The sequence below is a fragment of the Aminobacter aminovorans genome (assembly GCF_900445235.1).
GTDB lineage: Bacteria > Pseudomonadota > Alphaproteobacteria > Rhizobiales > Rhizobiaceae > Aminobacter > Aminobacter aminovorans.
Genome location: NZ_UFSM01000001.1, coordinates 673,889 through 699,250 on the forward strand (window position 1 = coordinate 673,889; position 25,362 = coordinate 699,250).

General features: G+C 64.2%; 23 protein-coding genes. 4 read left to right on the forward strand and 19 right to left on the reverse strand.

Annotated elements, in window-relative coordinates:
• Positions 1-195 precede the first annotated feature (195 nt).
• Both gshB and DY201_RS03250 read left to right on the forward strand, forming a co-directional pair.
• A complete protein-coding gene (gene gshB, locus DY201_RS03245) occupies positions 196-1,140 on the forward strand; it encodes a glutathione synthase (protein ID WP_115729962.1) in 945 nt (314 codons plus the stop codon).
• A gap of 73 nt (positions 1,141-1,213) precedes the next feature.
• Entirely contained in the window at positions 1,214-1,615 is a 402-nt protein-coding gene (locus tag DY201_RS03250) for a VOC family protein (protein ID WP_115733559.1), read from the forward strand.
• 136 nt (positions 1,616-1,751) lie between these two features.
• Here DY201_RS03250 and cml read toward each other — a convergent pair whose 3' ends face one another.
• Together cml and DY201_RS03260 are read right to left on the reverse strand one after the other, a co-directional pair.
• Entirely contained in the window at positions 1,752-2,939 is a 1,188-nt protein-coding gene (gene cml / locus DY201_RS03255) for a CmlA/FloR family chloramphenicol efflux MFS transporter (protein ID WP_115729963.1), read from the reverse strand.
• 341 nt (positions 2,940-3,280) lie between these two features.
• A complete protein-coding gene (locus tag DY201_RS03260; RefSeq protein WP_115729964.1) occupies positions 3,281-4,321 on the reverse strand; it encodes a sensor domain-containing diguanylate cyclase in 1,041 nt (346 codons plus the stop codon).
• Positions 4,322-4,603: 282 nt separating this feature from the next.
• Between DY201_RS03260 and DY201_RS03265 the strand changes: the two genes are divergently transcribed.
• Positions 4,604-6,136 (forward strand): YifB family Mg chelatase-like AAA ATPase, encoded by a 1,533-nt coding sequence (locus DY201_RS03265; protein WP_115729965.1) that lies wholly within the window; start codon positions 4,604-4,606, stop codon positions 6,134-6,136.
• A 218-nt stretch (positions 6,137-6,354) separates the two neighbouring features.
• Here DY201_RS03265 and DY201_RS03270 read toward each other — a convergent pair whose 3' ends face one another.
• The 9 genes from DY201_RS03270 to dnaK form a co-directional block, all read right to left on the reverse strand.
• Positions 6,355-6,984 (reverse strand): transglutaminase-like cysteine peptidase, encoded by a 630-nt coding sequence (locus DY201_RS03270; protein WP_165916055.1) that lies wholly within the window; start codon positions 6,982-6,984, stop codon positions 6,355-6,357.
• Positions 6,985-7,284: 300 nt separating this feature from the next.
• Positions 7,285-8,556: a polyhydroxyalkanoate depolymerase gene (locus DY201_RS03275; protein ID WP_115733561.1), complete on the reverse strand. Its 1,272-nt coding sequence runs from the start codon at positions 8,554-8,556 to the stop codon at positions 7,285-7,287.
• 292 nt (positions 8,557-8,848) lie between these two features.
• A complete protein-coding gene (locus tag DY201_RS03280) occupies positions 8,849-9,136 on the reverse strand; it encodes a DUF1330 domain-containing protein (protein WP_055982026.1) in 288 nt (95 codons plus the stop codon).
• Between the two features lie 137 nt (positions 9,137-9,273).
• Positions 9,274-9,975 (reverse strand): orotidine-5'-phosphate decarboxylase, encoded by a 702-nt coding sequence (pyrF, locus tag DY201_RS03285; protein ID WP_115729966.1) that lies wholly within the window; start codon positions 9,973-9,975, stop codon positions 9,274-9,276.
• Entirely contained in the window at positions 9,972-10,568 is a 597-nt protein-coding gene (locus DY201_RS03290) for an NADPH-dependent FMN reductase (protein WP_115733562.1), read from the reverse strand. The genes pyrF and DY201_RS03290 overlap by 4 nt, the downstream gene beginning before the upstream one ends.
• 87 nt (positions 10,569-10,655) lie before the next feature.
• A complete protein-coding gene (pmtA, locus tag DY201_RS03295; protein WP_115729967.1) occupies positions 10,656-11,261 on the reverse strand; it encodes a phospholipid N-methyltransferase PmtA in 606 nt (201 codons plus the stop codon).
• A 99-nt stretch (positions 11,262-11,360) separates the two neighbouring features.
• On the reverse strand, positions 11,361-12,494 hold the full coding sequence (gene dnaJ / locus DY201_RS03300) for a molecular chaperone DnaJ (protein WP_115729968.1): 1,134 nt from the start codon (positions 12,492-12,494) through the stop codon (positions 11,361-11,363).
• Between the two features lie 166 nt (positions 12,495-12,660).
• Entirely contained in the window at positions 12,661-13,752 is a 1,092-nt protein-coding gene (locus DY201_RS03305) for an acyltransferase family protein (protein ID WP_131922446.1), read from the reverse strand.
• Between the two features lie 167 nt (positions 13,753-13,919).
• Entirely contained in the window at positions 13,920-15,836 is a 1,917-nt protein-coding gene (gene dnaK, locus DY201_RS03310; RefSeq protein ID WP_115729970.1) for a molecular chaperone DnaK, read from the reverse strand.
• A gap of 214 nt (positions 15,837-16,050) precedes the next feature.
• Between dnaK and DY201_RS03315 the strand changes: the two genes are divergently transcribed.
• A complete protein-coding gene (locus tag DY201_RS03315; RefSeq protein WP_115729971.1) occupies positions 16,051-17,163 on the forward strand; it encodes a zinc metalloprotease HtpX in 1,113 nt (370 codons plus the stop codon).
• Between the two features lie 267 nt (positions 17,164-17,430).
• Here the strand turns inward: DY201_RS03315 and DY201_RS03320 are convergent, their stop codons facing one another.
• The 8 genes from DY201_RS03320 to pheS all read right to left on the reverse strand — a co-directional run bounded on the left by DY201_RS03320 (position 17,431) and on the right by pheS (position 25,258).
• Positions 17,431-18,129, reverse strand: a complete 699-nt coding sequence (locus DY201_RS03320) for a spermidine synthase (RefSeq protein ID WP_115729972.1) — start codon at positions 18,127-18,129, stop codon at positions 17,431-17,433.
• 98 nt (positions 18,130-18,227) lie between these two features.
• On the reverse strand, positions 18,228-19,214 hold the full coding sequence (locus DY201_RS03325) for a Gfo/Idh/MocA family protein (RefSeq protein WP_115729973.1): 987 nt from the start codon (positions 19,212-19,214) through the stop codon (positions 18,228-18,230).
• Positions 19,215-19,302: 88 nt separating this feature from the next.
• Complete coding sequence (locus DY201_RS03330) at positions 19,303-19,881, reverse strand: YceI family protein (RefSeq protein WP_115729974.1); 579 nt, start codon at positions 19,879-19,881, stop codon at positions 19,303-19,305.
• A 113-nt stretch (positions 19,882-19,994) separates the two neighbouring features.
• Positions 19,995-20,573, reverse strand: a complete 579-nt coding sequence (locus DY201_RS03335) for a cytochrome b (protein WP_165916054.1) — start codon at positions 20,571-20,573, stop codon at positions 19,995-19,997.
• A 58-nt stretch (positions 20,574-20,631) separates the two neighbouring features.
• Entirely contained in the window at positions 20,632-21,231 is a 600-nt protein-coding gene (locus DY201_RS03340) for a nucleotidyltransferase family protein (protein WP_115729976.1), read from the reverse strand.
• Positions 21,232-21,342: 111 nt separating this feature from the next.
• Positions 21,343-23,748: a phenylalanine--tRNA ligase subunit beta gene (pheT, locus tag DY201_RS03345; protein WP_115729977.1), complete on the reverse strand. Its 2,406-nt coding sequence runs from the start codon at positions 23,746-23,748 to the stop codon at positions 21,343-21,345.
• The gene (locus DY201_RS03350) at positions 23,745-24,176 is read right to left on the reverse strand and encodes an ASCH domain-containing protein (protein WP_115729978.1); all 432 of its coding nucleotides are present in this window, start codon (positions 24,174-24,176) and stop codon (positions 23,745-23,747) included. Before DY201_RS03350 ends, pheT begins: the two co-directional genes overlap by 4 nt.
• Positions 24,173-25,258, reverse strand: coding sequence for a phenylalanine--tRNA ligase subunit alpha (pheS, locus tag DY201_RS03355; protein ID WP_115729979.1), 1,086 nt, complete (start codon positions 25,256-25,258; stop codon positions 24,173-24,175). The genes DY201_RS03350 and pheS overlap by 4 nt, the downstream gene beginning before the upstream one ends.
• Positions 25,259-25,362 lie beyond the last annotated feature (104 nt).

Consider the following 25,362-nt stretch of genomic DNA (forward strand, 5'->3'; position numbering starts at 1 on the left):
GGCGCCGGCTAACGGCGGCAGCCACGCAGCCCACCGGCTTGGGGCATGACATCGCCGGCGGACGGATCGAGCGGAGCTGTTCGCGCGCGCCGCCATTGCATAAGGCCGGCAAATTGCTACATCCTCGTCACCGCCACGTGCGACCGGAGCCCGGCCCGCGCGACAAGACCACCGCCAGCCGCGCCGGAGACCTCCATGCCGCTCAAGATCGCCGTCCAGATGGACCACATCTCCACCATCAATATCGCCGGCGACACGTCGTTTGCGCTGTCGCTGGAGGCGCAGCGGCGCGGCCACGATCTCTACCACTACACGCCCGACCGGCTGTCGATGCGCGACGGCAAGGTCTTTGCCCGCATCGAGACGCTCGAGCTTCGCGACATCAAGGGCGACCACTTCACCCTCGGCGAGCCCGTCCGCACCGACCTGTCGGAAATGGACGTGATCCTTTTGCGCCAGGATCCGCCTTTCGACATGAACTATATCACCACCACCCACATGCTCGAGCGCATCCACCCGAAGACGCTTGTCGTCAACGACCCGGCCTGGGTACGCAACAGCCCGGAAAAGATCTTCGTCACCGAATTCGCCGACCTGATGCCGGAGACGCTGATCACCAAGGACCCGCAGGAAGTGACGGCCTTCCGGAAGGAGTTTGGCGACATCATCGTCAAGCCGCTATATGGCAATGGCGGCGCTGGCATCTTCCATCTGCACGAGGCCGACAGGAACCTGTCCTCCCTGCTCGAAATGTTCGGTCAGCTGTTCCGCGAACCCTACATCGTCCAGCGCTACCTCAAGGACGTGCGCAAGGGCGACAAGCGCATCATCCTGATCGACGGCGAACCAGCCGGCGCCATCAACCGCGTGCCGGCCGATCATGACGCCCGCTCCAACATGCATGCCGGCGGTCGCGCCGAGAAGACCGAGCTGACCGAACGTGAACGCGAGATTTGCGCCCGCATCGGCCCATCGCTGCGCGAGCGCGGCTTCATCCTCGTCGGCATCGACGTCATCGGCGACTACATGACGGAGATCAACGTGACCTCACCGACCGGCATCCGCGAGGTCAAGAAGTTCGGCGGCGCCGACATCGCCGCGCTGTTCTGGGACGCGGTGGAGAAGAAGCGGGCGAAATAGCCCGCCCGCCCTTTCGCCTGCATCGACCTCACGACCCACTTCGATGGGCATTGACCAGCATGGAGGCAAGACAATGGAACTGAAGCGCGGTCGTCTGATCGATCATCTGCATTTGCGCACCCGCGATCTCGCGGCAAGCAAGCGATTCTACACCGCCGTGCTTGGTGTCCTGGGGATTCAGGTCACCGATGGTGGCGAGCATTTCTACGCCGATGAACTCTGGATCGACGTCGGCGAGCAGTCCAGCCGCGTGCACGTTGCCTTTCAGGCTGCCGACCGGGCCGTCGTGGACCGGTTTCACGCCGCCGGCCTCGCGGCGGGCGGCAAGGACAATGGCGCGCCAGGCGAGCGCGCCTATCACCCCGGCTACTACGCAGCCTTTCTGTTCGACCCTGATGGCAACAACATCGAAGCGGTGTTTCACGGCCCCGCCAACCGTTCCGCCGACGCCGTGACGATCACATGGGCTCCGTAACGACGTCGCGGGATGCAGTCTTCACGCCCAGGTCCCGACGGGAGGCCTGAAACCGCAACTTTCAAACGCCGCGCCCCGTGATAGCGGGACGCGGCAAAAACAAGCGGGCCTGATCCAGGCCGGCCCGAGCCACAGACTAGCGCGCCTGCAGCCATCTCAGTCCGCACAGCGTGACCAATGCCATGCCAGTGCAATAGGCGACAAGCGGCCAGGCTGTGTCGCCGCCTAGCATGACCACCGCCAGCGTACCGAAAACGCCGACGATCAGGCTCTGGACGCAGAAATAGACTGCAACCGCGGTTCCCGCCGCATCGCCGAACGCCTCGAGCGCTCCATTCGCCGTCACCGCGCCGGCAAAGACGATGCCGATGGAGATCACCCACATCGGGACGATGAAGGTGAGAAACCCAGCCGTTGCAAACTGCTGCCCGAGGGCGAGCAGAGCCGCACCTGCGAGCAGCATCGCCATGCCGCGCGCCAGGCTTCCCGGTGTCCCCCAGTGCGCGACGAACAGTTTTGCGAAACGCGTGGTGACGATCATCGCAACTGCCGCAGTGGCAAAGGCCAGGCTGAAGCCGAGCTGCGAATAGCCGGCACCATCGATGAGCACGCGCGGTGCGGTCGAGAAGAAGACGAAGAACGCACCCATCGCGGCACTGAAGCCCAGCGTGTAGACGAGGAAAGCCGGGCTCTTGAGGATCGTCCGGAAGGCCGGACGCGCCCGCATGGCGGCGGGCCGGGTCTCGTGCCAGTGCATCAGCGCATTCAGCGTCGCGGCCACGGCGAGGAGGCCGAGCGTTGCGAAGATCGCCCGCCAGCCCAGCCCGTGCGCGATCAGCGCCCCGGCGATCGGGCCGAGTGCCGGCACACAGGCCAACAAAGCACCGAACAGGCCGTAGATGACGGCACCTTCCGGCTGCTCGGCGTAGACGTCGCGCACCGTGGCGAAGGTGGCGACAAGTGCGGCGGACGCACCGAGCGCCTGGACGACGCGCAGGGCGACGAACAGCGGCGCCGAGTTGCTGGCGGCGAGCAGGAAGGAGGCCGCCGCATACAGCAGGGCGCCCGATATGAGAACCGGACGCCGGCCGATCCGATCGGAGATCGGGCCGAAGAGTATCTGCCCGAGCCCGAGCACGATCATGTAGAGGCTCAGCGTCAGCTGGACGATGTCTGATGTCGTGCCGAGGATTGCCGGCATCGCCGGCACGACCGGCAGGTAGATGTCCATGGCCAGCGAGGCCAGGATGTCGAAGGGCGCCATCAGCAGGAGTGCTGTTGGCAAAGAATAGCTCCACGAAGGGGGAGAGTTTCGATTGGGCATGACTTTTCATCCGCACAAATGAATTCATCTGGCGGCGGACTGCCACTTCATATGTCCACTACATCGGCTGGGAAACCGGAAGCGATTTCCGGCAGCCGCGCTGGACCGATCAACGATCAGGAATGTGGGGCAGGGCGCCGCAACAACGTCTTGGTGTTGTTGCGGCCTATCTGTCTGCGGACTTGGCTGTACCCATGTTCGTCTCGCGGAGTAGCGCGGTGGCGCCTTGATAAGCTCGTGGTTTCCCTAGCAGCCCGCCTGGCCCGGAACAACCCTCTGCGTCGAGGGTGCGGCCCCGGCAGGGCCGGTCGAGGCTCGCCGGCGGGCAAAACCCGGCTGCCTCAGGCAGCGCGCGGGTTTCTCACCCCTGCCGTCTCCGCTGCCTTGAATATCCGGAACGTGTTGCGGCCCGCCGATTTGGCGGCGTAGAGCGCAGTGTCGGCCCGCACCAGCAAGTCCGAGGGCGTGCATTCTTCATGGAGCGCGATGCCGATCGATGCCCCGAGTTTCAGCGCCCGGCCGCCATGGTCGACGGCCCTGCCGACCTTGTCGATTATCTCACGCGCCAGTTCCGCTACCGCCGCAAGATCGAGTCCCGGACCAACCAACACGGCAAATTCGTCACCGCCAATGCGCGAGACGAGGTCGACACTGGCGCATGCGCTCTCCAGGCGCCGGGCCACTTCCTTCAGGCACTCGTCGCCAGCGACATGGCCGAAGGTGTCGTTGATCTGCTTGAAACCGTCGAGGTCGACCAGCAGCAGCGCGCCGAGCGACGGACGGTCGTCGCCGTCTGGTGTCACTTCCGAGAGTTTCGACTGGAAGCGGCTGCGGTTGGCCAACCCCGTCAGGACATCATATTCGGCGAGGTAGCGGGTCTGGTCGGCGAGAATCTTCTCTTCCGTGATGTCCTGCTTCATGCCGAAGATACGCACGGCAACACCATCCTCGCACTCGACGCTGGCGGTGATGCGGATCCAGCGGTGATTGCCCTTCGCCGTCACGATCTCGGCGTCCAGCCCGAAGCCGGTGCGTTCGGCAATCCCCTTGCTGCGCTTGGCGTGCAGCTCGACGGCGGAAGCCGCCGTGTAGCACTTGACGATCTCTTCGCGGACGAGAGGTGATCCACGCGGCAGGTCGAAAAGATCATAGACCATATCGGTCCAATGCAGCGCCTGGTCGGCGAGGTTGCATTGCCACACGCCGATACGAGCAGCGGCCGAGGAACGGTCGAAGATCTTCTGACTGTGCGCCAGCGAGGCCGCTTGTTCGCGGATCAGCGCTGCCTGCGCGTCAAGCCTGGCCTCCAGCCCGACGATCGTGGCATCGCGTTGCCGGAGAACGGCCCGTCGCCGTATGTGCCGCGATGCCGGACTGCGCATGTGAATAGCCCCTGTTTCAGGCAGAGCTTCGCGCGAGGGCGCTTAATATTCCCTCTCTCTAATACCGTCACGGCAGATTGCTGAGCGCCAGGGTTAACATATCCCGAACGCACCCATGCCGACGCACGTGTTCTTGAATTGTTCTTGCGCACATTTGCAATCTATGCTTGTCTTTGGCCGAGGCTTAAGCAGGCGAGGGGCCGCCTGCCTGCAGCAACGTGCATGAATTGCCACAGCGCATCCGTGCCGCCTCAAGGGGCGCGGCGCTACAGGGAGGGCAGCATGGTTTCACGCGTGCGCACTGTCGCGTTCCAGGGCATCGAGGCGGTTCCCGTCGACGTGCAGGTGATGGTAGCGCCCGGCAAGGTCGGGATGCAGATCGTCGGCCTGCCCGACAAGGCGGTGGCCGAAAGCCGCGAGCGGGTGCAGGCCGCGCTGCACGCGTCCGGCCTGTCGATGCCAGCCAAGAAGGTCACTGTCAATCTCGCACCCGCCGACCTGCCCAAGGAAGGGAGCCACTACGACCTGCCGATTGCCCTCGGGCTGATGGCAGCACTCGGCGCCCTGCCGGGCGATGCGCTCGCCGCCTATGTGGTGCTCGGCGAGTTGTCGCTCGACGGCACCATTTCGGCGGTAGCAGGAGCATTGCCTGCGGCAATCGGCGCCAATGCCGACGGCAAGGGGCTGATCTGCCCTGCCGCCAGCGGACCGGAAGCCGCCTGGGCTGGCGCCGACATCGACATTCTGGCGCCGCGCAGCCTGATTGCCATCGCCAACCATTTTCGCGGCACCCAGGTGCTGTCCCGGCCGGAGCCCGGTATTCGTGCGGCGGCGCGCGACCTGCCCGACCTTGCCGACATCAAGGGCCAGGAAAGCGCCAGGCGCGCGCTCGAGGTAGCCGCCGCCGGCGGCCACAACCTCTTGATGGTCGGTCCACCCGGCGCCGGCAAGTCGATGCTGGCGGCGCGGCTGCCATCGATCCTGCCGCCGCTTTCGCCCAAGGAGTTGCTCGAAGTGTCGATGATCGCCTCGATCGCCGGCGAGCTCGCCGAGGGCAAGCTCACCGACAGGCGGCCGTTCCGCGCGCCGCATCATTCGGCCTCGATGGCGGCGATGGTCGGCGGCGGCCTGAAGGCGAGGCCGGGCGAGGTGTCGCTCGCCCATCACGGCGTTCTTTTCCTCGACGAGTTCCCCGAATTCACCCCGCAGGTGCTCGATTCGCTGCGCCAGCCGCTCGAAGCCGGCGAATGCATGATCGCGCGCGCCAATCACCGCATCACCTATCCGGCGCGCATTCAGCTCGTCGCGGCGATGAACCCGTGCCGCTGCGGCATGGCCGGCGAACCCGGCTATCGCTGCCTGCGCGGCACGCGCTGCCAGTCCGACTACCAGGCGCGCATTTCAGGGCCATTGCTCGACCGCATCGACCTGCGCATCGATGTGCCTGCAGTCTCCGCCACAGACCTCATCCGCGGCGGCAGGTCGGAAGCCAGCGCCGATGTCGCATTGCGCGTCGCGCGGGCACGCGCCATCCAGCGCGAGCGCCTCGAACGCCATGGAGTGTCAGGTGCCACCACCAACGCGCAATGCGCGGCAGGCCTGATCGAAGACATCGCCGCGCCCGACGCCGCAGGGCTTTCGCTGTTGCGCGACGCCAGCGAAAAGCTCGGCTTCTCCGCCCGCGCCTATCACCGCGTGCTCAAGGTGGCACGCACGCTGGCAGATCTCGACGGCAACGACACCGTCGGACGCATCCACCTTGCTGAGGCCATTTCATATCGCATCAGCGCCGAGCGGATGGCGCAGGCGGCGTAGGAGGAGGGAACACCCCAAGCGCAGTCCAGCCAGGGTTTTGCCTGGGAAGCAGGGGCAGCTGAGGCGAACCCGACAACTTGCGCGGCGCCGGCAGAACTCAACTTCGTGGCTCTGGAGGGCCAAGCGCTTTGGCGCCATCGCTTGCGTCGGACCGGCGGGCACCACGCATCGTCATGGGCCGCATCCTGGACAAGCGGCAGCAGGATCGGGAAGAAGCGCTACTTGACGGAGCCGACCAGCATCGGCTGGCCTTCGCGGATCGTTACCCAGCGGCCGGTGTTCTCCGCTGACTGGCGCTTGAGATAGCTGTAGCCGGTCTCGTCCCACTGGCGCACGGCGTCCGTCAGGTTGTCGAGGATGAAGTCGCCCTTGGAGGTGCGTACGGTCAGCACGGCATGGCCCTCGCCATCAGGCTTGCGCACCACCGTGATCAGCAGGTTGGACAGCTTAAGGCCTTCGCGGTTCAAGGTCCGGCGCTTTTCCAGCACATAGTCCTCGCAGTCGCCTTCACCATTGTCGGGGTAGGTCCAGACCTCGTCGCGGCCATAGATATCGATGTCGTTCATCGGCTTGATGGCGGCGTTGACCGAGACGTTCACGGCGACGATCTTTCGCCACATCGCGCCCGTCATCTCTTCAGGCCCGGTGTCCCGCGACCTGATCGAGCACTCGGCCGGGTTGAGGCGGCAGAAATCATAATGGCCGATCGGCTGCGACGTCAGCCCGCCCGTGATCATCGGCTGGGAAGCGGCAAAGGCTGCGCCGGCGGACAAAACCACGCCCGTCATCAGCCCGAAAAACACACCGGCACGCCCCGCCGCGTACCGTACGCCTGCTGCGGAAATCATCTGCCCCGCTCGCCCCATTTACATCGTTAACAAAACGTTAAGAGCGAGGGGCAGGCAGAGTCAATGAAAGCTCGCGGCAGATTGCAGACATGGTTACCGCAGCGGCGGCCAAGCGATAATTGTGCAACAGACGCACGGCACGGCGGGCCGATAGCAGGCGCCGGCTTTCGTCGTCCTCTATGCACGAATTCAACGAGTTAGGGTGCGGTGCACCCGCAACGGCACACAAAACGCAGAAAGGCCCGGTGTTTGCACCGGGCCTTGCCTGTGGAAAAGATGAGCCTGGCTGGGCGGCGGCCGTCAGGCCTTGCGCACCAGCCGTGGCTTGGCCGCCTTGCGCGCGGAGGCGCCATAGCTTGCCATGAAGTCGACGATGCGCGGCACGATCTCGGCGCGGAAGCGTGAGCCGTTGAAAACGCCGTAGTGGCCGACAGCCGGCTGCATGTAATGGGCCTTCATGTCGTCGGGAACGTTGAGACACAGGTCGTGCGCGGCCTGCGTCTGGCCAAGGCCCGAAATGTCGTCGTTCTCGCCCTCGACGGTGAACAGCGCCACGTTGCGGATCGCCGAAGTGTCAACCGGTTGGCCGCGATGGGTCATCTCGCCCTTCGGCAGCGCGTGACGCACGAATACGGTGTCGACGGTCTGCAGGTAGAATTCGGCGGTCAGGTCCATCACGGCCAGATATTCGTCATAGAAGTCGCGATGCTTCTCGGCGCCGTCGCCATCGTTCTTCACGAGGTGCATGAAGAAGTCCTTGTGGGCGATGATGTGGCGGTCGAGGTTCATGGTCATGAAGCCCGACAGCTGCAGGAAGCCAGGATAGACCTCGCGGGCAAAGCCGGGCGCCGGCCACGGCACCTGCATGATGACGTTGTCGCGGAACCAGTCGATGCTCTTCTTCTCGGCGAGCTCGTTGACGGCGGTCGGATTGCGCCGGGTGTCGATCGGGCCGCCCATCAGCGTCATGGTCGACGGCGCGAAGCGGTCGCCGCGCGCCTCCATCACGGCGACTGCGGCGAGCACCGGTACCGACGGCTGGCACACCGCCATCACATGGGTGTCCGGTCCCAGCGCGTGGAACATGTCGATGACATAGTCGATGTAGTCGTCGAGATCGAACTTGCCTTCGGCCACCGGCACCATGCGGGCATCGGCCCAATCGGTGATGTAGACGTCGGCATGCGGCAGCATCGCCTCGACGGTGCCGCGCAGGAGCGTCGCATAGTGGCCCGACATCGGCGCCACGATCAAAAGCTTGGGATCCGGTCGGCGGCCGGCGGGCAGGTCGCGCTCGAAGCGGATCAGGTTGCAGAACGGCCTGGACCAGGCGACCTTTTCGGTGACCGCCACGGACTGAAAGTCGACCACCGTCTTGTTGAGTCCGAAGGCAGGTTTGCCGTAGCGGCGCGTCGTGCGCTCGAACAGTTCGGCCATCGCCGCCACCGAACGGCCGACCGGCATGTGCGAGAACGGGTTGAGCGGGTTGGAATAGAACAGCTTGACGGCGTCCGCATAGGCGCGGGCCGGCTGCAGCGCAGCATGGGTCGATTCATAAAGCTGGTAAAACATGATGTCCTCATACGGCCATTCGGGGAGGCGAGCCGGCCGGAGGCCCGTCATGCAATGCAGCGAAGTTAACAAACATCTGCTGCGATGCAATATCTCACTTGGTGTGAAACAGGGTCATTCTTTAGTCCAAGCTGTTGAAAATCCGTTTCCAATGGCGCCGCCGGCTCAGCATCTGCCTGCCTTGACGTTGTGCAGCGCCAAGAGACCCCGAATCGGTCCGACGGCCAAACGCCATCGTCCCGCCGGGCAAGACTGCACGACGGATCAGGACAATTCAGGGGGTGTGAAGCTGTTAGATGCCTTCGACCAGCATGATTTCGCCATCGGCAAACTGCTGACGGATCGACTTGGCGTGCTGGTATTCGGGCGAAAAGTAGCAGTTGCGCGCGTCGTCCATCGAGGCGAACTCGATGATCACGTTGCGGGCCCGGCCAGGCCCCTCGACCGCCTCATGGGCGCCGCCACGAGCAATGAACTTCGCGCCGAAGCGTTCGAAAGCCGGCTTCGCCGCAGCGACATAGCCCTTGTAGCCCTCGGGGTCGCGAACATCGACGCGTGCGATCCAGTAAGCCTTGGTCATTCTTTCCTCCCGGGCTGCCCCATCTTCGAAACTCGCTGTGACGAGCCGACTGGTGTTGTTTTTGAGAATCGGAGCGCTGCGTACATTCAGGTCCGTGAGCACCGGAAGCGGAGAAACCCGCGGCAGGCGTCCGTCACCTAGGCTTTTGCCATTTCCTCAAGGATAGCCTGCGCCGCAGCCTTCCTGTCAACCGCACCGACGATCGGGCGCGCAACGACGAGGTGGCTCGAGCCGTTGCGCATGGCGTCGGCCGGGGTAACGACCCGCTTCTGGTCGCCATGGTCGCTGCCCGCGGGGCGGATGCCCGGCGTCACAACCGCCATCCCTGGCCCGACGATGCGGCGCACCGCCGAGGCTTCGCTGGCCGAGCAGACGATGCCGCCCATCTTTGCCTGCAGCGCCTGTTCGGCGCGGCGCAGCACCAGCGTGTGCGGGTCGTATTCATAGCCCGCGTCGATCATGTCCTTTTCGTCCATCGAGGTCAGCACCGTCACCGCGAGCAGGCACAGGTCGCTGCCTTTGGCTGCCTCGACCGCCGCCTTCATCGACTTGGGATAGGCATGCAGCGTCAGCATGGTCATGCCCATCTTGACGATGTTCTCGACGCCCTTGGCCACCGTGTTGTCGATGTCGAGCAGCTTCATGTCGAGGAAGACCTTGGTGCCGCCGCTGGCCAGCTCGCGGGCGAAGTCGAGCCCACCGGCAAAAGCCAGCTGGTAGCCGATCTTGTAGAAGCTCGCAGTGCCTTCGAGTTCGCGCACCGCTCTTTCGGCTTCCTTGACGGTCGGCAGGTCGAGGCCGACGATCAGCTGGTCACGTACAGTATCTATGCTGCTCATGGTTCTACCCTTCGCGACATCATGGTGGCTCGTTCGATCAGCGCATGGCACAGCCGCTGCATGCCCTTGCGCAGGCGCTCCTCGCGGAATTCGCCATTGTCGTCGAAGGCCTCGCCGCCATGCGGCACCGAAACCTGTGGCGAAATCACTTCCATCTGGATGTGCGACAGCACCGCGCGCAAATGGGCGGCGCTGCGGATGCCGGCGAAATGGCCGTCGGAGGAAGAGCAGATCGCCACCAGCTTGCCGGCATAGGGCTGCAGGCGCTTGCCGCCGTCGCTGCGCACCCGGCTGACCCAGTCGATGGTGTTCTTGAGCAGCGGCGGCATCGAGCCATTATATTCGGGCGTCGCGATCAGCACCGCGTCATGCATGTCGATCAGGCGGGCGAGTTTGACGGCATTATCGGGCACGCCGTCGCGTTCTTCGAGGTCCTCGTCCATGATCGGCAGCGGATAGTCGGCAAGCGAGATGCGCGTCACCTCGGCGCCCTGCAGCGCCAATTCCTTCTGCGCTATGTCGGCCGTGCGGCCGCTATAGGCGCCGATCCTGATCGAACCGGCAAAGACGAGAATTCTTGGAACGAGCGGCATCATCCATCCTGTGGCACCGGCAAGGCGCGCCCGACATCGTGGCGACGGTATAGGGGTGATCAGCCGGCCAAATCAAGGCCGCAGCACTCAGTGCTTGGCGCGGCGATAGACCCAGAGCTGCGTCGGCGGAATGTTGCGGATGATGAAGTCGAAATGCTCGACGGTGTAGTTGCCCAGGCCCGGCGGGATCGGCGACTTCGGGCCGTAGGTAAGCTGGATCACAGGTCGCCCGGCGGGAATGCGTCTGAGCAGGCCTTCGAGATAGGCGACGCGGCTGGTAACCGGAAAATTGAGCAGCGGCACGCCCGAGACGACCGAGTCGAAGGTCAGGTCCTTCTTGTCGCCGAGCGTGTTGTCGAGGTCGAAGGCGTCGCCCTCGATGACATTGACGCGCGGGTAGAGGCGGCGCAGGTGCTGGACGAAATCGGCTGAGTATTCAACCGTGTAGAGATCCTCGGGCTTCACGCCGTGCGCAAGGATCGCCTTGGTGATGACGCCAGTGCCTGGTCCGACTTCCAGGACCGGCAGGCCCGAGCGGGTGTTGACGACCGAGGCCATGCGCTTGGCGGTGACCGAACTGGTCGGCACGATCGAACCGACGGCTTTGGGCTTGTCGATCCAGCCCTTGAAGAACTTCAGTTCGTCGTCGAACTTGGCCGCAAGGGTTTTGCGCAATCCTGAACCGCGTGGCATCGCTTCGATCTCCTCACCGCTGCTGGGGGGAGAAATAACAGCAAAGTGGGCCAGCGCAAGCAGAAAGCTGGCTCAATTTCCGTTACGGCAGAAACATTCTCATTTATCTCCGAAGGACTCGAAAAAGTCCTTCATGCGCGAGAAGAAGCCGCTCGACTGCGGCGAATTCTCGGTCGACGACAGCTTCTCGAACTCCTCGAGCAGCTCGCGCTGCCGCCGCGTCAGGTTCTGCGGCGTCTCGACCGCCGTCTGGATGTAGAGGTCGCCGATCTGCGTCTGGCGCAGCACAGGCATGCCCTTGCCCTTGAGGCGGAACTGGCGGCCATTCTGGGTGCCTTCAGGCACTTTCACACGCGTCTGGGTACCATCGAGCGTCGCCACCTCGAACGAGCCGCCAAGGGCCGCCGTGGTCATCGAGATCGGCACCTTGCAATAGAGGTCGGCGCCGTCGCGCTGGAAGAACTCGTGCGGCTTGACCGACAGGAAGATGTAAAGGTCGCCCGACGGGCCGCCGCGCAGGCCGGCCTCGCCTTCGTTGGCGAGACGGATGCGGGTGCCGTCTTCGATACCAGAGGGAATATTGACCGACAGCGAGCGCTCTTCGGTGACGCGGCCTTGGCCGGCACACTTGCCGCACGGGTCCTTGATCGTCTGGCCGCGGCCCTGGCACTGCGGGCAGGTGCGCTCGATCGAGAAGAAGCCCTGGCTGGCGCGCACCTTGCCGTGGCCCTGGCACATCGAACAGGTCACCGGCTGGGTGCCGGGCTTGGCGCCCGAACCGGCGCATTCGGTGCACAGGATCGAGGTCGGCACGCGGATCTGCGCGGTCTTGCCGGCAAAGGCCTCCTCGAGCGAAATTTCCATGTTGTAGCGCAGATCGGCGCCGCGCTCGCGGCCGCCCGAAGAGCGGCGGCGGCCACCGCCCATCATGTCGCCGAAGATGTCCTCGAAGATATCGGCGAAACCGCCGGCGCCAAAGCCCTGACCGCCGCCATTGCCCATGCCGCCATTCTCGAAGGCGGCGTGGCCGAAGCGGTCATAGGCGGCACGCTTCTGCGGATCCTTCAGCGTCTCGTAGGCTTCGTTGATTTCCTTGAACTTGTGCTCGCACGCGTCGTCGCCCGGATTGCGGTCGGGGTGGAACTGCATGGCAAGCTTGCGGAAGGCCGATTTCAGCTCCTTCTCATCGGCGCCCTTCTGGACACCCAGCGTTTCGTAGAAATCAGCTTTCATATCTTCCCGTCACTGCCTCGGCGCCATCGGTCGCGTTTGCGCCATCGGTGGTAATAGGCCCCGATTTAGTAAACCATGGGCCGGTATGCCATAGGCCGGTTGGCCGAAGCGGCAGATTTCGGCAGAAAATCGGCTAATTTTGCAGCCATTGTGGCCCTGGGGCCGCTCAGGCGATGCGGCGCCGGGCGACTTTCGGCTTTTCCATCCCCAACCGGGAATTGATATAGTGGCTCACCGGCCCCTCAAAGTAGCGGTCCGAGGCCATCGCCACCACCAGCACGGTCACCGCAGGCACCAGCCAGAAGGTGTAGAAGCCGAGAACATCAAGCGGTTCGACCAGCTTGCGCCACACCAGCGCCAGCAGCAGGGTCTCGATGACGGGATGGATCATGTAGATGCCGAACGAGACACGGCCGAGCGGATGCAGCGGCTTGAGATAAAGCGCGCCGTCAGGATTGTTTCGCTCGGCAAGAGCGGCAAGGAAAGTCGCGGCTGCCAGCAGCAGCACGATCACATAGGCGTTCTGCTGCGTCGCCATCGCGGCGATCGCCACGGCAAAAACCAGCCAGCCGGGCAGGTGGCTCGACAGCTTGAGCCTCGAGTTGCGCACGGCCACCGCCACCATCGCACCGAGGGCGAAATCGGCGAAGGCGCGATAGGCGCCCCAGGTGTTGGCCTCGAGCCAGCTCGGAAACGGGATCCAGCCCAGCATCACCGCGAATTCCAGCACGGTGACGGCGGAGGCCGCCACCACCGCTAGTCCCCACATGCCATGGCGGCGATAGGCCAGCACGATGACGGGGAGGGCGAGATAGCAGAACCATTCGGCCGACAGCGTCCAGCTGACATAGTTGAAGGTCAGATTGTCGGTCAGCCCCCAGGCCTGGACCAGCATCAGATTGGCCGGCAGCGCCGTCCAGGCATAGCGCTCGGGCTGCTGCGACTGCACCAGGCCGAAATGCAATGCCAGCGCAACGACGCAGAAGAACAGCAGCGTGACAAGATAGAGAGGATAGAGCCGAGCCAGGCGGCGCACGATGAAGCGGCGGAACGAGCCGGGCTCAGACATCAGCGTGTCGGCATATCGCAGCATGATCAGGAAACCGGAGATCATGAAGAACATCTCCATCAGCGGCATCAGCCGGTAGAGCGCGTTGCTGGCTGCCTCATGCCCGGGCGGCGCATAGCGCAGGAAATGCCACATCATTACGGTCAGGGCCGCGGCCAGCCGCCAGACTTCGAGTGTCCTGAAGTGCATGCCGCCCTCCACCACCGTGCGGCCGCGGTCAATTGTCAGCCGCGTCCAGCCGCAGCCTGCCTGTACTTTCTTTCCTTAAGCTTAAATTCCACAAGCCACGGTATTCGGTGAATACGAAAAGCCCGGCGCGATGGCCGGGCTTTCCGATAGACTGGATGTCGAACCGATCAGGCCGACTTCTTCTTGTCATCGTTGTCGTCGATCTCTTCGAAATCGGCATCGACGACGTCGCTGTCCTTGGCCGCATCGGCGGCAGCATCGGACTCAGCAGCTTCTTTCTGCGAAGCCTCGTACATCGCCTGGCCGAGCTTCATCGAAGCTTCGGCAAGCGCCTGCGACTTGGCGTTGATCGCTTCGGCGTCATCGCCTTCGGTGGCGGTCTTCAGCGCGGCGATCGCATCCGAAATCGCGGTGCGGTCGGCCTCGGTGACCTTGTCGCCATATTCCTTGAGCGACTTCTCCGACGAGTTGAGCAGGCTTTCGGCCTGATTGCGCGCCTCGACCAGCGCCTTGCGCTTCTTGTCGGCCTCGGCATTCACCTCGGCGTCCTTGACCATCTTGTCGATGTCGGCGTCCGAAAGGCCGCCAGATGCCTGAATGCGGATCTGGTGTTCCTTGCCGGTGCCCTTGTCCTTGGCCGAGACGTTGACGATGCCGTTGGCGTCGATGTCGAACGTCACTTCGATCTGCGGCACGCCTCGCGGTGCAGGCGGAATGCCGACGAGGTCGAACTGGCCGAGCATCTTGTTGTCGGCAGCCATTTCACGCTCGCCCTGGAAGACGCGGATGGTCACTGCCGACTGGCTGTCCTCAGCCGTAGAGAAGACCTGGCTCTTCTTGGTCGGGATAGTGGTGTTGCGCTCGATCAGGCGGGTGAACACGCCGCCCAGCGTCTCGATGCCGAGGGACAGCGGGGTCACGTCGAGCAGCAGCACGTCCTTGACGTCGCCCTGCAGAACGCCGGCCTGGATGGCGGCACCGAGAGCAACCACCTCATCGGGGTTGACGCCCTTGTGCGGCTCCTTGCCGAAGAACTGCTTCACGATCTCCTGGATCTTGGGCATGCGGGTCATGCCGCCGACTAGGACCACTTCGTCGATCTCGCCAGCCTTGAGGCCGGCATCCTTGAGCGCTGCCTTGCACGGTTCGATCGTGCGCTGGACGAGGTCGTCGACCAGTTGCTCGAACTTGGCGCGCGACAGCTTCAGCGTCAGGTGCTTCGGGCCGGTGGCGTCAGCGGTGATGAAGGGCAGGTTGATTTCGGTTTGGGTCGTCGACGACAGCTCGATCTTGGCCTTCTCGGCAGCTTCCTTGAGGCGCTGCAGGGCAAGCTTGTCGTTCTTCAGGTCGATGCCCTGTTCCTTCTTGAACTCGGCCGCCAGATACTCGACCAGGCGCATGTCGAAGTCTTCGCCGCCGAGGAAGGTGTCACCGTTGGTCGACTTCACCTCGAACACGCCGTCGCCGATCTCGAGGACCGAGATATCGAAGGTGCCGCCGCCAAGGTCATAGACGGCGATCGTCTTGCCTTCGGTCTTGTCGAGGCCATAGGCAAGGGCCGCGGCCGTCGGCTCGTTGATGATACGCAGCACTTCGAGGCCGGCGATCTTGCCGGCATCCTTGGTGGCCTGGCGCTGGGCGTCGTTGAAATAGGCCGGAACGGTGATGACGGCCTTCTCGACCTTCTCGCCGAGATAGGCTTCCGCCGTTTCCTTCATCTTCTGCAGGATCATCGCCGAGATCTGGCTGGGCGACTGCTTCTTGTCGCCGGCTTCCACCCAGGCGTCGCCGTTGTCACCCTTCACGATGTGATAGGGGACCAGCTTCTTGTCCTTCTCGGTGACCGGATCATCATAGCGGCGGCCGATCAGGCGCTTGACCGCGAAGACGGTGTTTTCGGGGTTGGTCACCGCCTGGCGCTTGGCCGGCTGGCCGACCAGACGCTCGCCGTCGCCGCTGAAAGCGACAATGGAAGGGGTCGTGCGCGCGCCTTCCGCGTTCTCGATGACTTTCGCGTCCTTGCCGTCCATGACGGCGACGCAGGAATTTGTCGTTCCCAGATCGATGCCGATAACTTTTGCCATTTTACTACTTCTCTCCGCTAAGCAGGCTCTCTGGACCCATGAAGGCGTTCCGACGAAAGCCCCTGTTCACTCGAATTGCCGCTCCGGACACCGGTTTTCCGGGCCGAAGCGGTGTTGCGGCGTATATAAGAACAGGCTCCTGACAGCGCAAGCGTTCTGCAACTTTCCGTGCAGGGGACTCGGCAAAAGCCTGTGGCACGCTCATATTTGAGGCATGAGCGAGCTACAATCCATCAACCTTTTCGAACACCGGCGCAACCGCGCACTGAACATGGCGCAGACATGGCTGCTCGGCGCCGGCAGCCTGCTCTTGCTGGGCGTCACCGCCTGGGCCTTCGCCGGCAGCACCGGCATTCTCTATGCCCTTGTCTTTGGTGCACTTTCCATGTGGGCGGTGCGGCGCATCAGCCCGCAAATGGTGCTATCCATGTACAAGGCGCGGCAGGTCACCCCAACCGATTTCCCCGCCGGCTTCCGCATCGTCGAGGAGCTCGCCCGCCGCGCCGAGCTGCCTGCGGTGCCAAAACTCTATGTCATCCCCTCAAAGATGATGAACGCATTCGCCGTCGGCCGCCGCGACGATGCGGCCATCGCCGTCACCGACGCGCTGGCCCGCAACCTGACCCCGCGTGAACTGGCCGGCGTGCTGGCGCATGAGATCAGCCACATCGCCCATGAGGACGTCAAGGTCATGGCTTTCGCCGACATGGTGTCGCGCTTCACGTCGTTCATGTCGACGGTCGGCCTGGTGTCGCTGTTCCTCAACCTGTTCGGCTTTGCCGGCGGCTTCGGCACCCAGGTGCCGTGGCTGGCGGTACTGGTGCTGCTTGCCGCACCCACCGTCGGCGGCCTGCTGCAGATGGCGCTGTCGCGCACCCGCGAGTTCGACGCCGATCTGGGTGCCGCCATCCTCACTGGCGACCCCGACGGCCTCGCCTCGGCCCTGACCAAGCTCGAACGCGCCCAGGGCAAGGTGTGGGAAAACATCCTGCTGCCCGGCGGCCGCATCCCCGATCCCTCGGTGCTGCGCACCCATCCGCTCACCGCCGACCGCGTCGCCCGGCTCAAGGCACTGAAGACCGCCGAAGCCGCGGAGCCGATCCTCGCAACCGACAGTGCGCCGCTGCCGCATGTCCCGCGCCCGTCGATGATCCCCAAGATCCGGGCCCATCCCGGCACCTACCTGCAGCAAGGCGTGCGCGGCCTCATCAACGCCGCCAACACCGACTTCGCCGACGATTCCCGCCCCGCCTGCGACGCCTCGCTCAACCCACCCGACCCCGGCCGCCCCCGCCTCCGCATCACGCGCGGCGGCGTGTGGTGGTGACTTTTTTGCTGTGGGCGTGCAGAGGCTGTTTTCGGCGCCGCAGCCAAGCCACAAAAGCCGCAATGTAGCAGGATGAGCACCGCCGGCGGAGCGACTGATCTGCATCCTTGTGGGGGAGATGGCCGGTAGCCCAGAGGGGGTGCGAAGGATCGTGGCGCTGGAGGTTGGCTTCATAAGACACCGCCAAACCCGCCGCGTCTCTTGCATCTGCGCTCACGCGGGATGAAGCGCGCTAGATCCCACAAAGACGTAAGAAAATGGCGCGCCCTACCTCCGCCCTTTCGCTGCAGTCGGTCCACCGCTGGCGGCCACCCAGACGACGTGGCGGGCGCCGCTGCCTTTGGTGCTGGCGCGGACCTTGACCTCGTCGGTGACGAAGCCGCTTTCATGCAGGCGCCGGGAGAACGACTTGTCGGGGCCTTGCGACCAGACCGTCAGCACGCCGCCCGGCTTCAGAGCGGCCTTCGCGGCATATAGGCCGGCATAGTTGTAGAGGCTGTCATTGGCCTCGCGCGACAGTCCCTCGGGACCATTGTCGACGTCGAGCAGGATGGCGTCATAGGCCCCGGTGCCGTCGCGGATCAGACGACCGACATCGCCCTCCACCACCTCGACACGCGGATCGTCGAGACAGCCGGCGAAGAGTTCGGCCATCGGCCCGCGCGCCCAGGCGATGACTTCGGGCACCAGTTCGGCAACGACGATGCGGGCATCCTTGCCGAGCAGGGCAAGGGTTGCGCGCAGGGTAAAACCCATGCCGAGGCCGCCAATCAGGATCTTCGGTTTGGAACGACCCTTGATGCGGTCGCAGGCGAGCTTCGCCAGCGCCTCCTCGGAGCCGCTCAGCCGGCTGTTCATCAGCTCGTTGCTGCCGAGCATGATCGAGAATTCGGTGCCGCGCTGCTTGAGCCGCAGTTGTCCGCCACCGGGGATCTTCGCCGTGTCGAGCACTAGCCAGGGAATCATCGCCGCGCGCCTTCATTGTCCAATTTCATGCGGCGCTCCCTAGCACAGCACGGCGCGAACGGCAGCCTGTGGCGATGCCGGCACAAAGGCCTGGAAGCCTAGACTGCCTCCCAGCCGTCATGGTCGCCGGCGCGGAAGATGGCGTCTATGACCTTCTGGTTGAGCACCGACTGCTCAAGCGAGAAAACATGATCCTTGCCGCCCTGAGCTGCGCGAACGAAGGTCTCGACCTGCAGCCTATACTGCTGAGCGCCGGGGAAGCGGAACACCGTCGCCTCGTTGTGGCCGGCGTTGTGCAGCTCGACTCGGTGGTGGTCGTAGAGCCCGGCATTGAACGGTGAATGGATCTCGATGAAGCCCTTGTCGCCGTGAAAGACCATCAGCTGGCGGTTGGCGAGTTGGGTCGAGAGATAGAAAGACAGCTCGAAATCGCCGAAATCGGCGCGGACACTGGAATAGATGTCGGTGCCGAATTTCGGATCGCGCTCGATGCTCGCCTGTACCCGCACTGGCTCCTTGCCGGTCGAAAACCGCGTCGTGACCGTCGGATAGACGCCGATGTCGGGCAGGGCGCCGCCACCGAGATCGAGCTGATTGCGCATATTGTTGGGGTCGACGTTGTAATAGGAAAACGCGCCCTGGACGTGCTTGAGCTTGCCGATGGCACCGGCTGCGATCAGGTCGCGCACCTTAAGCCATTGCGGGTGATAGGTGACCATGAAAGCTTCGGAGACGACGACCTTGTTGCGGTCGCGGATGGCGATCAGCGGCGCAATGTCCTGGGCTTTCAGCGCCAATGGCTTTTCGACCAGCACGTGCTTGCCGGCCTCGGCGGCTTTTGCAGCCCATTCTAGATGCTGCGAAGTCGGCAGCGGGATGTAAACGCCGTCGACGGTGTCGGAGGTGAGCAACTCGTCATAAGAGCCGAAGGCATGCGCGGCACCAAAGCGGTCGGCCAGCGCTCGGGCCTTGCCGACGTCGCGGCTGGCAACTGCTGCCAAAACGCCATTGTCGGAATCGGCGATCGCCGGAAGCAGCTGGTCGCGGCCGATCTTGGCTGTCGAAAGTACGCCCCACCGAAACATCTGGCCTCCGCAAAAGGAAAAAGCTGGCCCATCCGGCCGCTTCAGGAGATTGGCGGAAGCGGCCGCCAAATGCCAGAGCCTATCTGGTTCAGCCGCGCCGACCGCTGAATTCCATGTCGAAGGCAACAATGTTGGAATAGATCGGCGTGCCGACATCCATCTGGTAACGCGAGCGGAGTAGCTGGCCGCTGACCCTGAAGCGAATCTGCCCGCCTTTCAGGCCCTGCAGCTCGGCGGTGAACTTTTCAGTGTTGGTGTGGCCGCGAGCCGTCAGTTGGCCGGTGATGATGGCTGAATTGTCGCCGGTGCGCTGGACACTGGTCGAACGGAAGGTGATCTGGCGCGAATTGGCGACGTCGAAGACCGCGTCCGACTTCAGGAAGGCATCGATGCGGCCCTGGCCGGTGCCGACGCTGTCGGGAAAGATGGTGATGTCGACTTTCGAGCGCGCGATGTCACCGCCGTCGATGCGGATCGTGCCCTTGAACTGGCCGAAAGCGCCGGCAAGCCCGCCGCCGCCAATCTTGCCGATGGCAAATCGGATGCTCGAACCGTTGCTGGAAATCGAATAACGCCCGGCCGCATCGGACAGCGCCACCGCCGAGGCAGTGTCGCCGAGAAGACCGACCGCAATGAGGGTGGCTGCGCCCAGAACACGCAAGGACATTTCATCATACTCCCTGATGGCAAGGCCAGAACACGCAAGGACATTTCATCATACTCCCTGATGGCAAGGCCCATCCGGGCCATGCACGGAGACAAACGAACGGGTGGTAGCTGCTATTCCGGCTTTCGTGCGCGGCTGGCGAAAAAGGGCGAGATCATCCGGACCAATACGACATCGCGCAGCCAGAAATGATGCCGGAGAGCCGCCAGAATGTGCAGCAAGACCAGCGCGCCGCCGGCATAAGCAAGCCATCTGTGGCCGAAGATCCAGAAATTCTCGGCCTGCTCGGAAACCTGAAACGGCAGATGCGGCAGGACGAAAAGGTTGAACGGCACCGACGGGATTTCTAGCACCGATACCGACACCAGCACCCAGCCGGACAGCGGCACGACGAGCTGAGCGGCATAAAGCAGGAGATGGACGATGGGTGCTGCCTTGCGCTCCAGCGGATCGACTTCGTCGGGCAGCTCGGGGCTTTTGCTGCCCAACCACCAGCCGATACGGACCAGCACCAGCCCGAGCAGCAGGAAGCCGAAGGATTTGTGCAGCTGGATCAGTTCGAAGGCTGTGCGCTGGCTGGCGATGCGAACCATGACCAGCCCAAGCGCGAACTGGCCGATGAAGAGAGCCGCAATCAGCCAGTGCAGGACGATCGCGGCCCAGCCGTAGCGGGTATCGGTGTTGCGCAGCATCGACGGCACCTCCGTCGGACCAACGAATCTGGAGCGGAGTTCGTCCCGGAACAGGGGCCTACCAGTCGAAGACGGTGACCTCCGGCCACATCGCCCTGGCGCGCCGGCCCTTGGCTTCATGGGTTGCGCGGTTGTCGTTGCGGTGGTTGGGCGTGATCCGGAAGGCAAAAATGTCGTCGAGACCGAACGGCGCCCAGACCTGCGGCGCGCCGTCGGCAAGTGCGAGGCCGACGGCGTGGGTGCGCGAGGCAAAGTGTTCGAGCGACTGGGCGCTGGATTCCAGCGGGGCGCGCGGCGAGCCGAAATGATTCTCGAACCAGAGATGGACGCGGGCCTGATTGCGTATCTCGACCGGCAGCGGCAGATGCGCAAAAGCCTCGGCGCCACGGCGGATGATTACGTCCTCGGCCTCCCAGGAGAGGTCCGCGCCATCGAAATAGAACAGGTCGACATCCTTGATGCCATAGCCGGCGGGACGGCCGGTCAGATGGTTCCAGACGCTGTTGTAGAGCGCGCCGGAAACCAGCATCCACTGCGGCAGGCCGAGCTGCTCGGCAGCCGCAAGCGCCGGGCGGACAATCGGGCCGGCAAGAAGGATGTCGAGCAGGACCTGCCGCTGATCTTCAAACGGCAGGCCCTTGTATCGAAGATGCTTCATGCCGCACCCCGAAGATGGTAGCGGACGCCCGAAAAATCCGGGCTGCCGCTCCACCTGTTTGCTTGCCGCATTTGTGCGCCGCCAAGTAACCTCACTTGGCTGCAAAATGCTCTAGCTCCGCAGCGCGCCGCCGGTCTGCTTCTTGACGTTCTCGACGATGCGAGCCGCGAGCGCCTCGAAATCCTGGTCGGTCAGCGTCTTTTCGACCGGCTGGATCGACACCTCGATGGCGATCGACTTCTTGCCTTCGCCGAGCGAAGCGCCCTCGAAGATATCGAAGACCGAGACGCCAGTGATCAGCTTCTTGTCGGCTGCGAGGGCGGCACGCGTCAGCGTGCCAGCCTCGACGGCCTTGTCGACGACGAAGGCGAAGTCACGCTTGACCGCCTGGAAGGCCGACAGTTCGAGCTTCGGCTTGGTCTTGGTCGGCTTGGCCTTGGGTTCGGGGATGGCATCGACATAGACCTCGAAGCCGCAGAGCGGGCCCGACACGTCGAGGCCTTCGAGCGTCCTCGGATGGAATTCGCCGAAGGTGCCGAGCACGACCTTGGGGCCGAGCTTGATCACGCCCGAGCGGCCCGGGTGATACCATGCCGGCGCGCCGGTCTCGATCTGCAGCCGGTCGACGGGTGCGCCGCAGGCTTCGAGTGCCGCAATTGCATCGGCCTTGGCGTCGAATACGCCGACATTGCCCGCATTGCCCGACCAGTTGCGGCCCGAGCCCTCAAGCTTGGCGGTGCCGCGGCGGACACCTGAAGCGACGCGACGCTGGCCTTCGGCCGTGTCGTTCTCATAGGTGCCGGAGACCTCGAACAGGGCGACGTCGCTGAGGCCGCGGTCGGCATTGCGCTGGGCAGCGGCGATCAGGCCGGGCAGCAGCGACGGACGCATGTCGGACATATCCGCTGCGATCGGGTTCGACAGCTTGAGGCTATCCTGGCCGCCGCCGAACAGCTCGGCGTGCCTCGCCGGGATGAACGACCAGGTGACGGCCTCCATCATGCCGCGCACGGCGAGCGCGCGCCGCGCCGAGCGGGTGCGGATCTGCAGCGTGGTCAGGATCTTGCCGTTGACGGCGTCATGCGCGCCGAGCGGCTGCGGCGCGATGTTGTCGACGCCGTGGATGCGCATGACCTCCTCGACAAGGTCGGCCTTGCCGTCGACGTCGGGACGCCAGGACGGCACGGAGACGTCGACGACGTCGCCATTGCCCTTCACGCCAAAGCCGAGGCGGGTGAGGATGTCGAGGCTCTCGGCCTTCGGCACCTCGATGCCGGTCAGGCGCTTGACCTCGGACAATGGCAAGGAGACGACCTTGGCTGTGTGACCGGCATAACCTGTCACATCGGTTCTGGTCGGTTGACCGCCGCAGAGTTCCAGCACCAGCCTGGTCGCCAGCTCGACGCCCGGAACCATGAATTCGGGGTCGACGCCACGCTCGAAGCGGTAGCGCGCATCGGTGATGATGCCGAGCGTGCGGCCGGTACGGGCGACGTTGAGCGGGGCCCACAGCGCCGACTCGATCAGCACGTCCGTCGTGTTCTCATCGCAGCCCGAATGCTCGCCGCCCATGACGCCGGCGATGGATTCGACGCCATTGTCATCCGCGATGACGCACATCTCTGATGTCAGCGCGTATTCGCGGCCGTCGAGCGCCAGCACTTTGTCGCCTTCGCGGCCACGGCGGACGACGAGATTGCCGGCGACCTTCCTGGCGTCGAAGACGTGCAGCGGGCGGCCATGGTCGAAGGTGACGTAGTTGGTGATGTCGACCAGCGCGTTGATCGGGCGCAGGCCGATGGCCAGCAGGCGCTGCTGCATCCATTTGGGCGAGGGACCGTTCTTGACGCCGCGCACCAGGCGCAAAGCGAAACCCGGGCAGAGCTCCGGCGCCTCGATCGACACCTTGACCGGGCATTCGCCATCACCGGCGACCGGCTCGACTTCGCCGCGCTTGAGCGTGCCGAGGCCGGAAGCCGCGAGATCGCGGGCGATGCCGTGGACGCTGGTGGCGTCGGGACGGTTCGGCGTCAGGTTGATCTCGATGACCGGGTCGTCGAGATGCGCGTAGCTGGCGAAGGACGTGCCGACGGGTGCGTCGGCCGGCAGGTCGATGATGCCATTATGCTCATCCGACAGCTGCAGCTCGCGCTCGGAGCACATCATGCCGTGGCTTTCGACGCCGCGGATCTTGCCGACCGACAGCGTCACGTCGATGCCGGGCACATAGGCACCCGGAGCGGCGAAGGCGCCGATCAGGCCGGCCCGTGCATTGGGGGCGCCGCAGACGACCTGGACTGGCTTGCCGTCACCGGTGTCGACGGTGAGAACCTGAAGCTTGTCAGCGTCGGGATGCCTGCTTGCCGTCAGCACCTTGGCAATAACGAAAGGCTTGAGGGCCGCCTTGTCGTCGACGGACTCGACTTCGAGGCCGATCGACGTCAGGCGCTCGACGATCTGGTCGAGCGAGGCGTCGGTGTCGAGATGGTCCTTGAGCCAGGAGAGGGTGAATTTCATGGGTTCACTCGTTTCTTGTCGTTGCGGTCGAGCACTTCCACCAGCCGGAACCGCTCACAAACCAGAATCATGTCAGGCGAAAAGCCGCCATTGCGGGCGAAATAGGCCTCGTGGGCCTGACGCCAATATTCATAGGACAGGTCGCCCTCGCCTTCCGCGGCGGCAAATGCGGCATCGACCTCGTCGAAGCGGCGCTGGATCGCCTCGACGGTTTCGATGACCGCGGCGCGACGGCCCTGGCCGTCGAGCACGACATCCCTGCGGCCGACCTCGGGCAGCGGCTCGTCGCCGCCATAGTCGCGCAAGGCGCCGCAGGTCGCGGTCTTGCGCCCCGACAGCACCAGCGCCAACAGCTCGTCGGCGAGCTCCGGGCTGTCGCCGAAGGCGAAGGTCACCGCACCGGCATATCGGTCGGCCGCGTCGATCATGCGCTCAGGCCACCGAACAAGGTCGGCATGTCGAGCGGGCGGAAGCCATAGTGCTGCAGCCAGCGGACATCCGCGTCAAAGAAAGCGCGCAGGTCGGGCATGCCGTATTTCAGCATGGCGATGCGGTCGATGCCCATGCCCCAGGCGAAGCCCTGGTACTCGTCCGGATCGAGGCCGCCATGACGCAGCACGTTGGGGTGAACCATGCCGCAGCCGAGGATCTCCATCCAGTCGTTGCCTTCACCGAAGCGCACTTCACCGGGACGCGAGCGGTCGCACTGGATGTCGACTTCGAGGCTCGGTTCGGTGAACGGGAAGAAGGACGGGCGGAAGCGCATCTTGACGCTGGGGACCTCGAAAAATGCCTTGCAGAACTCCTCCAGCACCCACTTCATATTGGCGATGTTGGCGGTCTTGTCGATGACCAGGCCCTCGACCTGATGGAACATCGGCGAGTGGGTGGCGTCCGAATCCTGGCGGTAGGTTTTCCCGGGAATGACGATGCGGATCGGCGGCTTCTGCGTCTCCATGGTGCGGATCTGCACCGGCGAGGTGTGGGTGCGCAGAAGCTTGCGCTCGCCATTCTGGTCGGGCGGGAAGAAAAAGGTGTCATGCATCTCGCGCGCCGGATGGCCGACGGGGAAATTCAACGCGGTGAAGTTGTAGTGGTCGGTCTCGATATCGGGACCTTCGGCAATGGCGAAGCCGAGGTCGCCGAAGATCGCCGCGATCTCGTCGATGACCTGGCTGATCGGATGGATGCGGCCCCGCTCGGCCGGCGACTGGCGCACCGGCAAGGTGACGTCGACCTTTTCGGCGACGAGGCGGGCGGTGATGGCGACGTCGCGCAGCTCGGTCTTGCGAGCGGAGAGCGCATCGGTGACGCGGTTCTTCAGACCGTTGATCGCCGGACCCTTGGTCTGGCGCTCTTCGGCGCTCATCGCGCCAAGGGTCTTCAGCATCTCCGAGACCGAGCCCTTCTTGCCGAGGGCGGCGACGCGCACCGCCTCGATCGCCTGCTCGTCGGAGGCGGAAGCGATGTCGCTCAGCAGCGATTGTTCGAGAGTTTCAAGATCGCTCATGGTCCAGTTCCGTTGCGGCCCTACGGCCCTTCGTTGCTGCAAAAGAAAAACCCGCGCCAGCCGTGCCAGCGCGGGTTCCCCAAATCAAGTCTGTGATGCTTGGG